The 15,919-nt window shown below is 61.9% G+C and carries 14 protein-coding genes and 1 riboswitch; of the genes, 6 read left to right on the top strand and 8 right to left on the bottom strand.

The window, feature by feature from the left end:
* The first annotated feature begins 63 nt into the window (after positions 1-63).
* Positions 64-1,071: a magnesium and cobalt transport protein CorA gene (locus AC1VON_RS08955; RefSeq protein ID WP_483121592.1), complete on the top strand. Its 1,008-nt coding sequence runs from the start codon at positions 64-66 to the stop codon at positions 1,069-1,071.
* Positions 1,072-1,153: 82 nt separating this feature from the next.
* Here the strand turns inward: AC1VON_RS08955 and AC1VON_RS08960 are convergent, their stop codons facing one another.
* Entirely contained in the window at positions 1,154-1,672 is a 519-nt protein-coding gene (locus tag AC1VON_RS08960) for a GcrA family cell cycle regulator (protein WP_172352634.1), read from the bottom strand.
* A 357-nt stretch (positions 1,673-2,029) separates the two neighbouring features.
* Between AC1VON_RS08960 and AC1VON_RS08965 the strand changes: the two genes are divergently transcribed.
* The 3 genes from AC1VON_RS08965 (at position 2,030) to AC1VON_RS08975 (ending at position 5,290) form a co-directional block, all read left to right on the top strand.
* The gene (locus AC1VON_RS08965) at positions 2,030-3,229 is read left to right on the top strand and encodes an acetylornithine transaminase (protein ID WP_483121594.1); all 1,200 of its coding nucleotides are present in this window, start codon (positions 2,030-2,032) and stop codon (positions 3,227-3,229) included.
* Positions 3,230-3,245: 16 nt separating this feature from the next.
* The gene (gene argF / locus AC1VON_RS08970; RefSeq protein ID WP_172352632.1) at positions 3,246-4,157 is read left to right on the top strand and encodes an ornithine carbamoyltransferase; all 912 of its coding nucleotides are present in this window, start codon (positions 3,246-3,248) and stop codon (positions 4,155-4,157) included.
* Positions 4,158-4,258: 101 nt separating this feature from the next.
* Complete coding sequence (locus tag AC1VON_RS08975; RefSeq protein WP_483121596.1) at positions 4,259-5,290, top strand: Hsp33 family molecular chaperone; 1,032 nt, start codon at positions 4,259-4,261, stop codon at positions 5,288-5,290.
* A gap of 36 nt (positions 5,291-5,326) precedes the next feature.
* Here the strand turns inward: AC1VON_RS08975 and apaG are convergent, their stop codons facing one another.
* Entirely contained in the window at positions 5,327-5,719 is a 393-nt protein-coding gene (gene apaG / locus AC1VON_RS08980) for a Co2+/Mg2+ efflux protein ApaG (RefSeq protein ID WP_172352631.1), read from the bottom strand.
* 300 nt (positions 5,720-6,019) lie between these two features.
* On the opposite strand from apaG, the gene AC1VON_RS08985 reads away from it, so the two are divergent.
* Positions 6,020-7,171 carry a ceramide glucosyltransferase gene (locus AC1VON_RS08985; protein WP_483121598.1) on the top strand — a complete coding sequence of 384 codons (1,152 nt, stop codon included), beginning with the start codon at positions 6,020-6,022 and terminating at the stop codon, positions 7,169-7,171.
* Between the two features lie 7 nt (positions 7,172-7,178).
* On the opposite strand, the gene AC1VON_RS08990 is transcribed toward AC1VON_RS08985, so the two are convergent.
* Together AC1VON_RS08990 and AC1VON_RS08995 are read right to left on the bottom strand one after the other, a co-directional pair.
* Positions 7,179-7,898 carry a hypothetical protein gene (locus tag AC1VON_RS08990; RefSeq protein WP_483121600.1) on the bottom strand — a complete coding sequence of 240 codons (720 nt, stop codon included), beginning with the start codon at positions 7,896-7,898 and terminating at the stop codon, positions 7,179-7,181.
* A 98-nt stretch (positions 7,899-7,996) separates the two neighbouring features.
* Complete coding sequence (locus AC1VON_RS08995) at positions 7,997-9,190, bottom strand: O-succinylhomoserine sulfhydrylase (RefSeq protein ID WP_483121602.1); 1,194 nt, start codon at positions 9,188-9,190, stop codon at positions 7,997-7,999.
* Positions 9,191-9,246: 56 nt separating this feature from the next.
* Positions 9,247-9,324: riboswitch (SAM riboswitch) on the bottom strand.
* Between the two features lie 96 nt (positions 9,325-9,420).
* Between AC1VON_RS08995 and AC1VON_RS09000 the strand changes: the two genes are divergently transcribed.
* The gene (locus AC1VON_RS09000; RefSeq protein ID WP_483121603.1) at positions 9,421-10,515 is read left to right on the top strand and encodes a 2'-deoxycytidine 5'-triphosphate deaminase; all 1,095 of its coding nucleotides are present in this window, start codon (positions 9,421-9,423) and stop codon (positions 10,513-10,515) included.
* A 49-nt stretch (positions 10,516-10,564) separates the two neighbouring features.
* On the opposite strand, the gene araD1 is transcribed toward AC1VON_RS09000, so the two are convergent.
* The 4 genes from araD1 to chvE all read right to left on the bottom strand — a co-directional run bounded on the left by araD1 (position 10,565) and on the right by chvE (position 15,844).
* Positions 10,565-11,557: an AraD1 family protein gene (gene araD1, locus AC1VON_RS09005; protein ID WP_483121605.1), complete on the bottom strand. Its 993-nt coding sequence runs from the start codon at positions 11,555-11,557 to the stop codon at positions 10,565-10,567.
* Between the two features lie 300 nt (positions 11,558-11,857).
* Positions 11,858-13,144 carry a multiple monosaccharide ABC transporter permease gene (mmsB, locus tag AC1VON_RS09010; RefSeq protein WP_172352626.1) on the bottom strand — a complete coding sequence of 429 codons (1,287 nt, stop codon included), beginning with the start codon at positions 13,142-13,144 and terminating at the stop codon, positions 11,858-11,860.
* On the bottom strand, positions 13,141-14,673 hold the full coding sequence (mmsA, locus tag AC1VON_RS09015; RefSeq protein ID WP_172352625.1) for a multiple monosaccharide ABC transporter ATP-binding protein: 1,533 nt from the start codon (positions 14,671-14,673) through the stop codon (positions 13,141-13,143). The genes mmsB and mmsA overlap by 4 nt, the downstream gene beginning before the upstream one ends.
* A 100-nt stretch (positions 14,674-14,773) precedes the next feature.
* Positions 14,774-15,844 (bottom strand): multiple monosaccharide ABC transporter substrate-binding protein, encoded by a 1,071-nt coding sequence (gene chvE / locus AC1VON_RS09020; RefSeq protein ID WP_140775431.1) that lies wholly within the window; start codon positions 15,842-15,844, stop codon positions 14,774-14,776.
* Positions 15,845-15,919 lie beyond the last annotated feature (75 nt).

Below are 15,919 nucleotides of genomic sequence, written 5' to 3' on the forward strand. Positions count from 1 at the left end.
CTAAACTATCCCGGCGTTAAGCTTCTCAGGCCTTGATAAAGGTCCTGCCTTCAGGAGGCTGCGATGGAATATATCCGAGAGTTCAAGCCCGCGGCGCCAACGTCAGGCATCATCGCCTCCAGTGTCTACACCGCCGGGCGGCGTATTGCCGATATCCCGATCGAGGAAGCCGGCGACTGGGCCAAGAAATCAGGACACGTCGTCTGGATCGGGCTGCTCGAACCGGACCGTGACCTTCTGCTACGCGTCCAGGCCCAGTTCCATCTGCACGAACTGGCGATCGAGGATGCCGAGCATCCTCACCAGCGGCCCAAGCTAGAGCAATATGGTGACGCGCTGTTCATCGTCGCCCGCACCGCGCAGCTGATCGAAGGACGGGTGACCTTCGGCGAGACGCATCTGTTCGTTGGCTCGGGCTATATCGTCAGCGTCAGGCATGGCCCGTCGACCTCCTACGCCGCCGTTCGCCAGCATTGGGAAAGCTGCCCGCATTCACTGGCCAAGGGCGAGGATTTCGTCCTCTATGCCATTCTAGATTTCATCGTCGACAACTACATGCCCGTGCTCGAGCAGATCGAGGACGAGGTCGAGGCGATCGAGGACAAGGTCCTGCTGAAGCCGATGACCGGTCCCGACATCGAGCGGCTCTATATGCTGCGCCGCGATCTCCTGCGCCTGCGCAATGCAGCGCTGCCGCTGGTTGAAGTCTGCCGCCGGCTGACCAGCGCCGACCTGCCGCAAATCCATTCAGCCATGCACCCGCTGTTTCGCGACGTGACCGACCACATCCGCACGGTCCAGGAAAAGATCGACAGTTTGCGCGAGGTGCTGGCCTTCGCGTTCGAGGCAAGCCTGCTGGTCGGCCAGAGCCAGGAAACGGCGATCTCGAAGAAACTCGCCTCCTGGGCCGCCATTCTGGCCGTGCCGACGGCATTCGCCGGCATCTACGGCATGAACTTCACCGACATGCCGGAACTGAAGATGGAATATGGCTACCCGATGGTGCTGGCCACCAGCGCGGCGATCTGCGCGTTTCTCTACTGGCGGTTTCGCAAGAATGGATGGCTCTGAAGACACGGCAGTAGGGCAGTAGGTTAAGATAAGCCGCTCTTCAGCGCAGCTCGAAACATATTGCCCTACTGTCCTATTCCTCTCAGCGATTGCGTCTGCGCTCCGCCGCCGGTTGGAAGGCCACGCGGGCGTGGTATTTGCAATATGGACCGGTTTCGGCGGCTTCGTTGCCGCAGAAGTTGAAGTCCTCCGACAACGGATCGCCATTCGGCCATTTGCAGGTGCGCTCGGTCAGCTCGACGAGCTGCAGATGCCGTGAGATCGGTACCACCACATTCTCGACCGGGCGGATATAGTGTCGCGTCACCGGCTCGGCGTCGAATTGCGTCTGAAGTGCGGTCGCGCCGATCGATGTCGTGACATGGCGAGCCGTGGTTGCGGCGCGCGCCACCGATTTCTGGACGGTCGAGCCCTGTGTCGCCTTCTTCTGGCGTGCCGGCGTTGCCGTTGCGCGGCCGCGGCCCGACAGCTTCAGCCGGTGCACCTTGCCGATGACGGCATTGCGGCTCACCCCTCCAAGCTGGGCGGCAATCTGGCTTGCGCTCAGACCCTCCGACCACAGTTTTCTGAGAAGTTCGACCCGCTCGTCAGTCCAGTTCATGAGACCGCGCTCCTGCTAAGCGTGCGGCAATCGGAATCCACTCCCGACCCAGCACCACTGCTGGGGCAGACACCACATATATCTGGTGATTAGGTCCGCCGCACGAAATCTAGTTATTTCTCGACTACAATTACCTTATGCGCTGACTCGGTGACAAGAGTCCCAAGTGCAACACGAATCGGTTTTTTCGGTTTTCCCCAACTTGCCCGGTCGCTTATGAGCCGGCGTCGCGTTGGAGGGCTTGCCGCGCGCACTACGCGACGTTTTCGTTGACTTCATGGCCGAAAAACACGATAAGCCGCACAAGGCCGCCGCTTTGGCGGCTTTTTTGATTTTCCGGTACCGGAGACGCATATAATGAGCGGTTCGGCGCTTTACGAGACCTTTGCTCGCGCACCCCTGGCTTTCGACCACGGGGAAGGCACCTGGCTGGTTACTGACAAGGGCGAGCGATATCTCGATTTCGCCGGCGGTATCGCGGTCAATTCGCTCGGCCACAGCCATCCGCATCTCGTCGCGGCGCTGACCGAGCAGGCCGGCAAGCTCTGGCACGTCTCCAACCTCTATGAGATCCCGGGACAGAGCCGGCTTGGCGAGCGCCTGGCCGACGCCACCTTCGCCGACAAGGTGTTTTTCACCAACTCCGGTGCCGAGGCGCTGGAATGCGCGATCAAGACGGCGCGGCGCTACCACTTCGTCAAGGGTCATCCCGAGCGCTTCCGCGTCGTCACCTTCGAAGGCGCCTTCCATGGCCGCACGCTGGCGACCATCGCGGCCGGTGGCCAGTACAAATACCTCGAAGGCTTCGGCCCCAAGGTCGAAGGCTTCGACCAGGTCGGCTTCGACGACATCGATGCCGCCGAGAAGGCGATCACGCCGGAAACCGCCGCGATCCTCATCGAACCGGTGCAGGGCGAGGGTGGTATCCGTCCGGTGCCGACACAATCGTTGAAGCGGTTGCGCCAGCTCTGCGACCAGCACGGCCTGCTCTTGATCTTCGACGAGGTCCAATGCGGCATCGGCCGCACCGGCAAGCTGTTCGCGCATGAGTGGACGGGCGTGACGCCCGACATCATGGCGATCGCCAAGGGCATTGGCGGCGGCTTCCCGATGGGTGCGTGCCTGGCCACTGACGAGGCAGTGGTTGGCATGACGTCGGGCGTGCACGGCACCACATTCGGCGGAAATCCGCTGGCAATGGCTGTCGGCAATGCAGTACTCGATGTGGTGCTCGAAGACGGCTTCCTCGAGGATGTCCAGCGCAAGGCATTGTTGTTGAAGCAAGGCCTGGCGGCGATCGCGGACGAATTTCCCGATGTCATCGAAGGCATCAGGGGCATCGGCCTGATGCTTGGCCTCAAATGTGCCATGCCCAACACCAAGGTGAACATGGCGCTGCGCGATCAGCATTTGCTGGCGGTTCCGGCCGGTGACAACGTCATCCGCCTGCTGCCGCCGCTCACCGTCACCGACGCCGAGATCCACGAAGCGCTCAACCGCATCCGCGCTGGTGCCAAAGGCCTGGCGGACGCCATCGCCGTGGCCGCCGCGAAGTAATTCCGGAACATTGCTGATGTCAGTTCGCCATTTTACCGATCTTTCCACCGTTTCCGAGGGCGACCTGCGCTTCATGCTGGACGACGCGGTGGTGCGAAAGGCGCGCCTAAAGGCCGGCGAGCGGACCAAGCCGCTCGAAGGAAAGGTGCTGGCGATGATCTTCGACAAGCCGTCGACCCGCACACGCGTTTCCTTCGACGTAGGCATGCGCCAGCTTGGCGGCGAGACCATCATGCTGACCGGTACGGAGATGCAGCTCGGCCGCTCGGAAACCATCGCCGACACCGCCAAGGTGCTGTCGCGCTATGTCGACGCGATCATGATCCGCACCACCTCGCATGAGCGGTTGCTGGAACTGACCGAGAACGCAACCGTGCCGGTGATCAACGGGCTGACCGACGACACCCACCCCTGCCAACTGATGGCCGACATCATGACCTTCGAGGAGCATCGCGGTCCGGTTGCCGGCAAGACCATCGCCTGGACCGGAGACGGCAACAATGTGCTGCATTCGCTGCTCGAAGCGTCTGCGCGGTTCCGCTTCAACCTCAACGTCGCCGTTCCCGAAGGCAGCGAGCCGGCGCAGAAGCATGTCGACTGGTCCAAGGCGCATGGCGGCAAGCTGCATTTCACCCGCTCGCCCGAGGAAGCCGTCGACCAGGCCGACTGCGTCGTCACCGACTGCTGGGTGTCGATGGGCCAGGAGCATCGCGCCCGCGGCCACAACGTCTTCTCCCCCTATCAGGTCAATGCCAAGCTGATGGCGCATGCCAAGCCGGACGCGCTGTTCATGCACTGCTTGCCTGCGCATCGCGGCGAGGAAGTGACCGACGAGGTCATCGACGGACCCCATTCGGTGGTCTTCGACGAGGCCGAGAACCGGCTCCACGCCCAGAAGGCGGTGCTCGCCTGGTGTCTTGGTGCTTGAGATGAAGTGTCTGGGCGCTTGATCCGCGGGGGCGCGATGCTTATCTGCGCCGCATCACGCAAATCAAGCGCGTTTGGACGCATGCACCCCAGGGGGACGGCATGGCCGCGCCCTGGAGCTTTGTCATGTTGGAAACGCATCAAGTGACTGAACATCACCCCAAACTCGGCGAGTTCGGCTATGCCGGCGACGACCATGTCGTGCCTTTCGAGGTCGGTCCGCTCGACGTGCGCGGTCGCACTGTCCAGCTCGGGCCGATGCTCGACGCCATCCTCAGCCGCCACGACTATCCCGAGCCGGTCGCCCGCCTGCTGGCGGAAGCCTGCGTGCTGACGGTGCTGCTCGGCACCTCCCTCAAATTCGAGGGCAAGTTCATCCTGCAGACCCGCACCGACGGGCCGGTCGACATGCTGGTGGCGGATTTTTCGACGCCTTCGGCGCTGCGTGCCTATGCGCGCTTCGACGCGGATCGGCTCGAGGCGCTGGTCGCGGCAGGCGAGACGTCCCAGCAGACGCTGCTCGGCAGCGGCGTGCTGGCGCTGACCATCGACCAGGGTGCCCACACGCAGCGTTATCAGGGTATCGTGCAACTCGACGGCGAGACGCTGGAGGACGCGGCGCGCACCTACTTTCGCCAGTCGGAACAGATTCCGACGGATATCAGGCTCTCCGTGGCCAAGCTTTTGACGCCGGGCCCTGGTGGCGCGCGCGAACAGTGGCGTGCCGGTGGCATCCTGGCGCAGTTCCTGCCGCAGTCCCCCGAGCGCATGCGCGTTCCGGACCTGCCCGGCGGCGACGGCGATCCGCGCGAGGAGATCCACGATCCGGCCGACAATTCCTGGCAGGAATTGCTGGCGCTGCTCGGCACCATCGAACCGACAGAGCTGATCGATCCGACGATCGGCGCCGAACGGCTGCTCTATCGCCTGTTCCATGAGCATGGCGTGCGCGTCTTCGGTGGCGTCCCCGTCGCCGACCAGTGCTCATGCTCCAGGGACAAGATCCGTGGCATCCTCGAGGGCTTCTCCGCGCAGGAGATCAAGGACTCGACCGAGGATGGCGGCATCCACGTCGCCTGCGAATTCTGCTCGAAGCAATATGACTTCGACCCGGCGGAATTCGCGGCACAGTGAGTCAGTCTTTCTCCCCGTAGAACGGGGAGAAAGATGCTAATTCACCGTCCGTCTCGTGCCCGGCAGATCCAGCGAAAAGGCAGGGATGGCGATGTCGAATGTCTCGCCGCGCTTGTTGCGCATCGTATAGCGCCCGACCATGATCCCTGACGGCGTCGAGAGCGGGCAGCCCGACGTGTATTGATAGCTGTCGCCGGGATTGAGTTCGGGCTGGTCGCCGACAACGCCGGGGCCGCGCACTTCCTCGACCCGGCCGGCGCCGTCGGTGATGTGCCAATAGCGGGACAGAAGCTGCACGAATTCGTCCGACTGATTGTCGATCGTTACCTGGTAGCCCCAGACATAGCGGTTCTCGGAAGGATCCGAACGGTCCTCGAGATAGAACGGCCTGACCTGCACTTCGATATTGCGCGTGACGGCGCGGTACATAAGCGGCTCCAAAACGATGTCGAGCATGATCCCGAAAAGTGGGAACCGGTTTTCTCGGCCAAACGGTTTCCGTTTGTCCAAAGATCATGCTCAAACAAACAAAACTTTCGGCCCTCCAGGCGAGGAGGTCAACGTGCGCGTCTTGTCGCGCTCGTCCTCGAAAGGCAGGTGCCGGCAAAGAATGTCATTTAAGTGACACATGACAATGGTGGTGTGCGCGAACCGAGCGACTCGGCGCTCTGTCGAACTGTTGAAAGCGGCCACACCGCGGGCCGTCTCTTCTGGAGTGCCCAGACCTCGATGGAACTCACTTTCATAGCCGCCTTGCTTTCAACTGCTCTTATCCTTTCAAACGCTGCCAGCATCGCGCTGGCCGCTTCGCGGCTGAAACGGCGCACCACGATCTCGCCGCCAGCCGGCAAATCGCAGCCGGTGTCGATTGTCGTGCCGTCGCGTGGCGTCGAGCCGTTCACGCACGAGACTCTGGAACGCGCCTTCTCGCTCGACTGGCCGCGCTATGAGTTGATCTTCTGCGTTGCCCATGCCGATGATCCGGTGGTCGGGTTGATCAGACAAGCTATCGCCCGTTTCCCCAAGGTGCCGGCCCGGCTGTTGATCGGTGACGATCGCGTCAGCGCCAATCCCAAGCTCAACAATTGCGTCAAGGGCTGGGAAGCAGCGCGGCACAACTGGGTCGTGCTGGCCGACTCCAACGTACTGATGCCCAGGGATTACATCCAGCATCTGATGGCGGCATGGCGGTCAAACACGGGCCTTGTCTGCTCGACGCCGATCGGCTCGCGGCCGGAGGGCTTCTGGGCCGAGGTCGAGTGCGCCTTCCTCAACACCCTGCAGGCTCGCTGGCAGTATGCCGGTGAGGCGCTCGGCCTTGGCTTTGCCCAGGGCAAGAGCATGCTTTGGAACAAGCCGATGCTGGATGCCAATGGCGGCATCCGCGCGCTGGCGGCAGAAATCGCCGAGGACGCCGCCGCGACCAAGCTGGTCAATGGGCTCGGCCTGCGCGTCAATCTCGTCGCTTCGCCCTTCGAACAGCCGCTTGGCCGGCGCACGCTTGGCGAGATCTGGTCGCGCCAGGCCCGCTGGGCGCGCCTGCGCCGCGTCACCTTCCCGCTGTTCTTCGCGCCCGAAATCCTGACCGGCGCGGTGGTGCCGCTGCTGCTTGCGCTGGTTGCGGCGGCAAGCGCCGGCTTCAGCGTGCCGCTGACTGCCGTCGCCGTGCTGGCGGCCTTCTACCTCCCGGAATGTGCACTGGCCTGGTCCAAGGGCTGGTACCTTTCGCCGCGCATGGTCGCGGCGACCGTGATGCGTGACCTGATCCTGCCGGCGATGTGGGCACGCGGCTGGCTCGGCGGCGCCGTCGACTGGCGCGGCAATGCGATGACCATCGGCACCAAGGCCGCCGAACTTGAAGAGGCGCCGTCGCGCGCTTGAGTTTGCGCTAGAATGGAATTTCGTCGTCTAACTCTCTTGGCGCAGGAGGTTGCTGTTTAGGCCCCTCTATCTTGCGCCGCTCAGTCCAAGGAGGCAGGCTTTCAGACCATTTCTTGGCCTTATCCAACCAATCGAGAACTCGGTCAACTCGTTCCCAAAGAGGTTTTATCTCTTCAGTTGCGGCGCCGGCGGTCCTTGCAATCTCTAGGGCGAAAAACCGAAAAGCCTGAGTCCGAGTCAAATTCTGATCCAATTCCGACAAAAACGCGTTCAATTTTAGAAACAGCGAACGGCGCTTCTCTTCAGGAATAGAAATCGCATCCAGCCTCTCTTTTATGCTCTCAATTAGCTGCCTGATCGCTTTCCGCTCTTCCGCATTCAAAATTACAATATCAGTTTTGTCACCTCTAACCCGCCGGCTTCTTTCGAGCTGACACTTGATGACAGCCTTTTGTATCGCGCCTTGGGTATTTGTATAGAACTCGGCGAAATCCTCATTAATTGAGGGGACGGTAACCCCTGACAATATCTTGAGATCGTAAACTTCATCAAACGCTTGAATGGCTAAAATATAGTTCCTCTCATTATTCCAATGATTTATATTTGCGTTTCGGAGAACGCTCTGAAGTTCTTCAAACTTCCGAGTCTGAAAAACTATAAAGGCCTCGTCCGGGTCATCCGGGAGGTCTATATAGTAGTCATCAAAAGAACTAGCGAAATCGGACATCGATCCCCTGCCTCGCGGTCGAGTCGAATCCGCTCACCGCCACCAATAACATAAAGCGGGTGGTCCGATTTTCCAACAAATATGGGCAGAATGCAGACTCAGCGAGTTTGCGATCTGAGCGCCTGTGCGATGTCTTCCAGAAGGTCGTCAGTATCCTCCAGGCCGACCGACAGCCTGAGCGTACCAGGCCCGATGCCGAGTTCGGCGCGGGCCTCGTCGCTCAAATTCTTGTGCGTCGTCGTCGCCGGATGGGTGATCAGGCTCTTGGCGTCGCCAAGGTTGTTCGAGATCAGCACGATGTCGAGTGCATTCTGCAGGGCGAAGGCAGCCTGCTTGCCGCCCTTCACATCGAGGCAGATCAGCGTCGAGCCGCCCGACATCTGCTTCTTGACGATATCGGCCTGCGGGTGGTCGGCGCGGCCGGGATAGATGACGCGAGCAATCTGCGGCTGTTCGGCGAGAAAATCGGCGATCCTGCCGGCGCTCTCCGTCTGCTGGCGCACGCGCAGCGGCAGTGTCTCCAGGCCCTTCAGCAGCGTCCAGGCATTGAAGGGCGACAGGCTGGGGCCGGTGTGGCGGAAATAGTCGTGCAGGTTCTCGTCGATCCACTTCTTGTCCGACAGGATCACGCCGCCGAGACAGCGGCCTTGGCCATCGATGTGCTTGGTCGCCGAATAGACGACGATATGCGCGCCAAGCTGCAACGGCTTTTGCTGCAAAGGCGTGGCAAAGACATTGTCGACGACAAGCCGTGCGCCGATGGAGTTGGCAAGCGCGGCAACCGCGGCGATGTCGACCACTTCCAGTGTCGGGTTGGTCGGGCTTTCCAGGAAGAAGAGCTTGGTGTTGGGCCTGACCGCCTTTTCCCAATTGGCGATGTCGGTGCCGTCGACCAGCGTGGCCTCGATGCCGTATCTAGGCGCCAGCGTCTCGACCACCCAGCGGCAAGAGCCAAACAGCGCGCGCGCCGCCACGATATGGTCGCCGGCCTTGACGCTGCACAGAAGGGCCGCCGTGACCGCGGCCATGCCCGATGCCGTGGCGCGCGCGTCCTCCGCGCCTTCGAGCGCGCACATGCGCTTTTCGAACATGTCGACGGTCGGATTGGCGTAGCGCGAATAGATGAAACCCGGTTCCTCGCCCTTGAACCGGGCTTCGGCCGCCTGGGCCGTTTTGTAGACATAGCCCTGCGTCAGGTACATCGCTTCGGAGGTTTCGCCGAAGCCGGAACGCAGGGTTCCGCCATGCACGAGGGCTGTCTGAGGCTTCCAGTTGCGCTTCTTGGTGCTCATCGCTTTGTTCCAGACACAAAAAAACCGGCCGCGAAAGTCGCAACCGGTCCATACGGCCTTGCGGCCCGACGGTCCTTTAGCGACTTGTTTAACGTGGCTGCAAGCCGACCGGCCAAATCACCACGGGATAACGACCCTTTAGACCCGTCCCACGCTTGCGTCAATTGCCGGCTTCATTAAGAGGTTTGTACCAAGCGGGTTCGACAAAGCCTGCCTCTAGGAGCGAAGCCTTGCGAGAGACGGGCATTCTTCCCGATCAGGACATTTCGGCGCTGTTCCAGTCTGGCGCGCTGAAGTCGCCGCGCGCGCTCGATGCCGACCAGATCCAGCCGGCCAGTCTCGATCTGAGACTCGGTGACAGGGCATGGCGGGTGCGGGCCTCCTTCCTGCCCGGCCCCAATCACAAGGTTTCGGAGAAGCTCGACCGGCTTAAGCTGCACGAGATCAGTCTTGCCGACGGCGCGGTGCTGGAAACCGGCTGCGTCTACATCGTGCCCTTGCTCGAGAGCCTGACATTGCCGCCGGAGATTTCCGCCTCGGCCAATCCGAAAAGCTCGACCGGGCGGCTCGACATCTTCACCCGTGTCATGACCGACCGTGGCCACGAGTTCGACAAGATCGCGGCCGGCTACAACGGTCCGCTCTATCTGGAAGTCAGCCCACGCACCTTCCCGATCGTGGTGCGCACCGGTTCGCGCCTGTCGCAGATACGCTTCCGCACCGGCAACGCGCTGCTCTCGGAGGGCGAACTGCATGAATTGCACCGTGCCGAGATGCTGGTCGCCACCGAGCCGCCGAATATCTCGGGTGGCGGCATCGCGCTGTCGATAGATCTCAATGGCGACAAGGAGGGTCTGGTCGGTTATCGCGGCAAGCATCACACCGGCCTTGTCGATGTCGACAAGCGCGGGGCGCAGGATGTCGTCGATTTCTGGGAACCGATCCACAAGAGCGGGGCCGGCGAACTGGTGCTCGATCCCGACGAATTCTACATCCTCGTCAGCCAGGAAGCGGTGCACGTACCGCCGCTCTATGCCGCCGAGATGACGCCGTTCGACCCTCTAGTCGGCGAATTCCGCGTCCACTATGCCGGCTTCTTCGACCCGGGCTTCGGCCATTCGGCGGCCGGCGGCACTGGCAGCCGGGCCGTGCTCGAAGTGCGCAGCCACGAGGTACCCTTCATCCTCGACCACGGCCAGATCGTCGGCCGGCTGGTCTACGAGCACATGCTGAAGCGCCCGCAAGCGCTCTACGGCACCGATCTGGGCTCCAACTACCAGGCGCAGGGCCTAAAGCTGTCCAAGCATTTCCGCGCCGCGCGGTGACGCTGCCAACCTCCCCCTCGTGGGGGAAAATCATGCTGTCGTCGACGCCTTACAGCGCCTTCACCGCCACCTTCACCGGCTTTTCGATCTCCAGCGGATTGCGCAGCGGCAGGCCGAAATCCCCCGCCTCGATCTCGAACACATCGCCGGCCTCGGTCTTGACGCCGTCGGCGAAGGACAGTGTCGCGGTACCGAACATATGCACATGCACGTCACCCGGCTGGCGGAACGCCGAATATTTGAAGTGATGGTGCTCAAGATTGGCGATGGTGTGCGACATGTTCGCTTCGCCCGACAGGAACGGTTTTTCCCACAGCGTCTTGCCGTCGCGTACGATGCGCGATGTGCCGCGGATGTCGGAAGGCAGGTCGCCGATCAGGATCTCCGGCCCGAACGAGGCATTGCGCAGCTTGGAATGGGCGAGGAAGAGATAGTTCACGCGCTCGGTCACATGGTCGGAAAATTCGTTCGACAGCGTGAAGCCGACACGGAAGGGGGCGCCGTCGTCGCCTATGACATAGATGCCGGCAACCTCGGGTTCCTCGCCGGCGTCCTTGGCGAAGGCCGGCGACAGGAGTGCCGCACCTGGCGCCACGGCCATGGTACCGTTGCCCTTGTAGAACCATTCCGGCTGCACGCCAACCTGGCCTTTGGCGGGCTTGCCGCCCTCCAGGCCCATGCGGAACATCTTCATGGAATCTGTGAGCTGCTCCTCGCCATCGGTGCTGAGCTTCTTGTGCATGGAATCGCGTGTGGCGGCTGAACCCAGATGCGTCAGCCCGGTGCCGGTGAGATGCAGATGCGCCGGATCGGGATGGTTGATCGGCGACAACAGCCGCCCCTTCTTGTAGGCGGCGTCGAGATCGACCGCCTCGCCAAGTCCCTTGCGCTCGATCAGCGCGATGAGGCCGACGCCGGTGCGTGCAGCTTCCATCGCCAGCGAATAGACGCTGCGGGCGCCGTTGATGATCCGGGTCTTGCCGCCGCTGCGGGCCACGACACGAATGGTCTCCGCGTCGTCGAGAATCTGCGAGATCAGCATGATCAATCCTCTCTTATTTGCCTTGGTCCGGTTGCCTCTTGGCAAACCTTGACCTGCGCGGCTCGGACCTCGCCGCGCCACGGGTGAAATTCTTCGTCCGGATTGCGCTCGCGAGCTTGGTCCCTCAGGGACTTCTTGACGCCGGCGGGTTGCCGGCAGCACCGCGATCTGGACCCGTATGCCTTCCTTGTTGCCTTGCTGGAGCGGTTCAGCTCTGAGGAACCGAGCCGCTCCCGGTATTTTGTTTCCGCGCAATTCCTGTGGGAAAACCGCGATGCGCTTTTCCTGGAATTGCTCGTGTCAGGCCTTGTTCTTGTTGTAGACGTCGAAGATCACGGCGCCGAGCAGCACAAGGCCTTTGACCACCTGCTGCCAGTCGACGTTGACGCCCATGATCGACATGCCGTTGTTCATCACGCCCATGATGAAGCCGCCGACCACGGCGCCTATGACCTGGCCGACGCCGCCCATCGCCGAGGCGCCGCCGATGAAGACGGCGGCGATGACGTCGAGCTCTGAGCCCAGACCCGCCGCCGGCACGGCCTGGCCGAGGCGAGCCGCGATGATCAGGCCGCCGAGTGCCGAAAGCACGCCCATGTTGATGAACACGTAGAGCGTCAGCCGCTCGGTGTTGATGCCCGACAACTGCGCCGCCTTGGCGTTGCCGCCCATTGCGTAGATGCGGCGGCCGATGGTCATACGCTTGGTGACGAAGACGAACAGCGAGATCAGCACGCCCATGACGAGGAGCACTACCGGCAGCCCCCTGTAACTGGCGAACTCATAGACCAGGAACAGCGCCAGCGCGCTGGCGACCAGTGTCTTGACGACGAACAGGGGGAAGGGTTCGGCCTCATAGCCATGGCGCTCGCGCTTGCGCCGGGTGCGCAGCCCGAAATAGGCATAGGCCAGCACGGCGATCACGCCCAGCACGATCGTGGTCATATGCAGCGTCAGGCCGCTGCCCATGATGGTCTTGCCGGCGGCATTCACCGTCGGCGGGATCAGCGTCAGCGGGCCGATCACGTCCGGAATGAAGCCGGAGCTCAGCGCCTTGAAGTCGTCCGGAAGGGGACCCACCGAGGATCCGCCGCCCAGCAGCGCCTGGCAGATGCCGCGGAAGATCAGCATGCCCGCCAGCGTCACGATGAAGCTCGGTATTCGGTGATAGGCGATCCAGTAGCCTTGCGCCGCGCCGATAAGGCCGCCCACGATCAGGCAGACGATCGAAACCACCAGCGGATTGCTGAGCGGCCCGAGCTGCCAGATGACCATCATGTTTGCCGCCAGCGCGCCGATGAAGCCCGCGACCGATCCGACGCTGAGATCGATATAGCCGGAAACGATCACCAGCAGCATGCCCAGCGCCATCACGATGATGAAGGAGTTCTGCTGCACCAGATTGCTGAGGTTCACCGGCTTGAACAGCGTTCCCGACGTGGTGAACTGGAAGAACAGCATGATGACGATCAGCGCGATGATCAGACCGTATTCGCGCAGGTTCGCCGTCAGCGCCGAGACGGCGATGCGTGGACGCTGTTCTTCGGCGACGTTGCCCTGCGGGGCGGGGGCGCTTTCGGTGCTCATGCTGCTTTTCCTTCTCCCCGAACGATGGCGCGCATTATTTTTTCCTGGCTTGCGTCCGCCGCGGGCATTTCGCCCACGATGCGCCCTTCGTTCATGACGTAGATGCGGTCGGTGATGCCGAGCAATTCCGGCATCTCCGACGAGATGACCACGATCGCCTTACCTTCCGAGGCAAGACGCGCGATGATCGTATAGATTTCGTACTTGGCGCCGACATCGATGCCGCGTGTCGGCTCATCGAGGATCAGCACGTCCGGGTCGGCGAACAGCCATTTCGACAACACCACCTTCTGCTGGTTGCCGCCCGAAAGATTGCCGGTCATCTGATAGACGCTCGATGCACGGATGTTCGTTTTCTTGCGATAGTCGTTGGCGATGGCGAGCTCGCGCAGATCATCGATCACGCTGTGGCGCGACACGCCGCCCAGATTGGCGAGTGTTATGTTGTGTTTGATATGGTCGATGAGGTTGAGACCGTAGGTTTTGCGGTCCTCGGTGACATAGGCGATGCCGTGTTCGACCGCCTTGCTCACCGACGAGACATCGATCTGCTTGCCCTTGAGCAGCACCTCGCCGGTAATGCGGCGGCCATATGAGCGGCCGAACAGGCTCATTGCGAATTCGGTTCGGCCAGCGCCCATCAGCCCGGCAATGCCGACCACCTCGCCCTTGCGCACGTTGATGTCGATGCCCTTGATCACCTGCCGTTCGGCATGGAGCGGGTGATAGACCGACCAGTTCTTCACTTCGAACACGACCTCGCCGATCTTGGGCTCGCGTGGCGGATAGCGGTCGTCGAGCGAACGGCCGACCATCGAGGTGATGATGCGGTCTTCCGAAATGTCCTTCTTGGCCAACGTCTCGATGGTGCGACCGTCGCGGATGACGGTAACCTTGTCGGCGACCCGGTTCACCTCGTTGAGCTTGTGCGAGATCAGGATCGAGGTCATGCCCTGCCGCTTGAACTCGAGCAAAAGGTCGAGCAGCGCCTGACTGTCCTTTTCGCTGAGCGAGGCCGTCGGCTCGTCGAGGATCAGCAGCTTGACTTCCTTGCTCAGCGCCTTGGCGATCTCGACCAACTGCTGCTTGCCGACACCGATATTGGTGATCAGCGTTTTGGGGTCTTCCTTGAGGCCCACCTTCTTCAACAGGGCGCTGGTGCGCTGCTCGTTGGCATCCCAGTCGATCACACCGTATCTGGCGTGTTCGTTGCCGAGAAAGATGTTTTCGGCAATCGACAGCATCGGCACCAGCGCAAGCTCCTGGTGGATGATGACGATGCCCTTGTGTTCGCTGTCATGGATGCCTTTGAACTGGCATTCCTGGCCTTGAAAGATGATCTGGCCGTCGTAGGTCCCCGCGGGATAGACGCCCGACAGCACCTTCATCAGCGTTGACTTGCCGGCGCCGTTCTCGCCGACCACGGCGTGAATCTCGCCTTCCTCGACACGCAGGTTGACGTTCGACAGCGCCTTCACGCCGGGGAACGTCTTGGTGATGTCGCGCATCTCCAAAATCGTCGAGGTCATTGGCGCAAGCTCCTCCGAGGCCGGCAGAAACAATACCGGGGTCGCTTGTGAACGAAAAGGGGCCCTGCGTTGCGCAGGACCCCTGACTTTACAACCGAAATTACTTCAGGTCTTCGGCCTTGATGTAGCCCGAGTCGACGACCAGCTTCTGGTAGTTCGACTTGTCGACCTCATGCGGCGTCAGCAGGATCGAGGGAACGACCTTGACGTCGTTGTTGTAGGTCTTGGTGTCGAGGCCATCCGGCTTGCCGCCCGAGAGCACCTTGTCGACGAGTTCGACGGTGGCCTTGGCCAGGTCGCGGGTGTCCTTGAACACGGTCGAGTACTGTTCGCCCGTGATGATCAGCTTGACCGAGGCGGTCTCGGCGTCCTGACCGGTCACGATCGGCCAGGGCTGTGCTTCCGTGCCGTAACCAACGGCGCGCAGCGAGGCGGTGATGCCGCGCGACAGGCCGTCATAGGGCGACAGGACGCCATCGACGCGGCTACCGTCCGAATAGTTGGCCGACAAGAGGTTATCCATGCGTGCCTGGGCGGTTGCCGCCAGCCAGCGCAACGTGCCGACCTTGTCCATGCCGGTCTGGCCGGACTTGATCTTGATCGAGCCGTCGTCGATCAACGGCTGCAGGACGGAGATCGCACCGTTGTAGAAGAAGAAGGCATTGTTGTCGTCGGGCGAGCCGCCGAACAGTTCGACGTTCCAGGGCTTGGTGTTCGGGAAGCGCTCCTTGAGGCCCTTGACCAGCGAATTCGCCTGGATCACGCCGACGCCGAAATTGTCGAAGGTGGTGTAGTAGTCGACATTGGCGGTCTTCTTGATCAGGCGGTCATAGGCGACGACGACGACGCCGGCGTCAGCGGCCTTCTGCAGCGCATCCGACAGGGTGGTCCCGTCGATCGAGGCGATGATCAGCGCCTTCGGGCCCTTGGTGATTTCGTTTTCCAGCTGGCTGAGCTGGTTGGGGATGTCGTCCTGCGCATACTGCAGATCAACGGTGTAACCGAGAGCCTCGAGCTGGGACTTCACGGCATCACCGTCATTGATCCAGCGCTGCGAGGTCTTGGTCGGCATCAGCACGCCGACAAGACCCTTGTCGGCTGCGTGCGCCGAGTAGGTCATGGCAGCGATGCCAAGCGCCGCGACTGCGGCCAGTGTCTTGATGATTTTCACTTAACTCTCCCTGGTTGATGGACGCGGCACCCCGGGGGTCGCGGGCCGCGCAATCGTGCAGAAGCGCCAAGGCAC

The organism is Mesorhizobium sp. HAY1-8B (assembly GCF_056868045.1).